Here is a 2198-nt window from a genome sequence, read left to right as displayed (position 1 = left end):
GTTGAGCAAGCCCTAAATTGGTGGTTACGGCGTAAAAAAAAGGTGCCCACAAAAGGCACCTTTTTCGCTAACTCAAAAATCACCCCACCATGGATATGACCTTTAGCCAATTCCATGATATCACCCTCCTTCTACAAAACCGTATTGATCTTTTTTAGGCACAACTGCCAATGGCCGGAAGCGGTCCCGTTCCCATTTCTTTTTAACTGCTTTTCGATATTCTTTTTTAGGCCCATCAGTTGATGCATCAAAATACCTTTGGAATAATCGGTGTAGCCAATGAACTGCGCGCCGGGATCAAATCCCGCCCTTTTTGTTTCCAGCACCCCGACCAGACCCTCGATGTAGATCATTTGGATCTCCTGTCTCCTGCGATCTTCCCTAGCCATATCCTTATTCAACTCCCTGAAAAGCCCGGACTGCAATTGCTCCAGATAGCTTTGGACCAATCCATGGTTCCCAAAGATATTTTCCATTTGCTCCAATCGTTTGAGCCTATGGGCCTGTATCAGTTCCAAGATCAGCCAATGTTCATACTCCGCTACCTTGTCGGGAAAGGTGGAATACCGTATCCGTGCGTCAAATTTTGGGGCTGTCAGCCATTCCGGTGGATCAAAGGCATTGGACAACAGAAAATCAAGTGCCTGTTGTTGGGCCTCCCATGGTATGGGAACGAACATCTTCCCTGGCTGGTCCAAGGACTTATAATGGATGTGATAGCCCCCGATGACAGAAACCACATGTAGCATATGGTGATACCATAACTCCACTGATTTATTATAGAGCCGCACCAACTGAGCATTGTCCTTTTGTCCCACACACGCACCGGGAATCAACCCTACCACGCGTTCCAAGTTCTTTAATGCCAATGCCGTACTTTTTACGGGGTTATTGGTCTCGACCACCTCATTGGTCCTACTGGGGCCCATTACCTCAAACTGGGTATCAATGTACCGCAACCACGAAATGGAATCCTGTGATCGTATGATGTCTTCAAGTGCGGCCGATTCGGCATCAGATGAAATGCCCTGCTGAAATTCCCTATAGCCCCAACTAATGGAATGGATGTCCGCAGGCCCAACTTTTTGCAACAGCATGGAAGGGGGCACCCCATCCTCCGGTTGTGTCACATTGTTGGTCCGAGTATAGTTCATGATGCTCGGGGTATATCCCATCGTCCCCAACCAGTCCTTATCCTTCATTTTTTTGACCGGATAACTGAACTCGCCAAAATTCCCATCCTTCAGACCAAGGGTATGCCCCGTTTCATGTGCTGCCAAACATTGGAACAGCCGTCCAGTCAGTCCATCAGGAAAGGGAAAGGATTGTGCCCGTTTATCGAGCGGGGATGCACGGGTGAAATACCGTTCTTCAAGGGTCTGCCTGGAGGCGTTCAAAAAAATATCGGTTTTGAGGAGCTCCCCGGTCCTGTAATCGGTGATCAGGGCAATCGTGCCCCCATATTCCTTTTGCTCACGGTCCCTGAAATAGCGCTCTTGTCCCCAATGGACAATATTGTTCCCTAAGCTATTCCGTTGCCATTCGCTCAAACTATCGGCCTCTTTGACCACTATGGCATGCTTGAACCCGGCCGCCTCAAAAGCAGGCAACCATTCCAGTATACCTGTCTTTACATAGGAACGCCACTTTTTGGGGATCTCGGGCGACAAAATAAAAGTGATGGGCCTTACAGGAACACTTACCGATCGATCTTTGTATTTTTTCTCCAATCGCCATCTACTGATATTGGCAATGCTGTTATGGGTTCCATCTTCATGGATTCCATGATCAATATCCAGAAAGTGTTCATTGATAAAACCCATACGATAATCATATCGTCGGGCCTTCATGGGTTCCGGCAGGGCACAAAAACCATAATATACCGGTGCCGACACTTTGGATCCATGTTTGACCATCCCCCTGCGGGTCTTGACAATGACCTCATTTTCCAGATTTTTGGAATCCACGAGCACCGATATTTCTAGGATTGGTGTGCCAAAGGACACCCCGAGCTGTTGTGGCCATTGTATGTCCTTCCTCATGACAAGGTCCGTAATGTTGATACAATGGCTTCCTTCCCGATCATGATTCTTCTCAATGGGTAATGTGGCAAGGACATTGTCCATCAAGGTCAACCCCTTGGCAACGGGCAAAATAATGCCTGCAGTGGATCTGATGCTCTGGGGTTTCAAGAGTAT

Annotated in this window: 1 protein-coding gene; it reads right to left on the bottom strand. The window is 47.9% G+C overall.

Going from position 1 to position 2198, the window contains the following annotated elements:
• Nucleotides 1-131 precede the first annotated feature (131 nt).
• The coding region (locus CRO15_RS19565; RefSeq protein ID WP_116458934.1) for a zinc-dependent metalloprotease at nucleotides 132-2198 on the bottom strand (2067 nt) is incomplete at its 5' end.

This window comes from Flagellimonas pacifica (assembly GCF_900215465.1).
Classification (GTDB): Bacteria; Bacteroidota; Bacteroidia; order Flavobacteriales; family Flavobacteriaceae; genus Flagellimonas; species Flagellimonas pacifica.
This window is presented reverse-complemented; position numbering and strand designations above follow the sequence as displayed.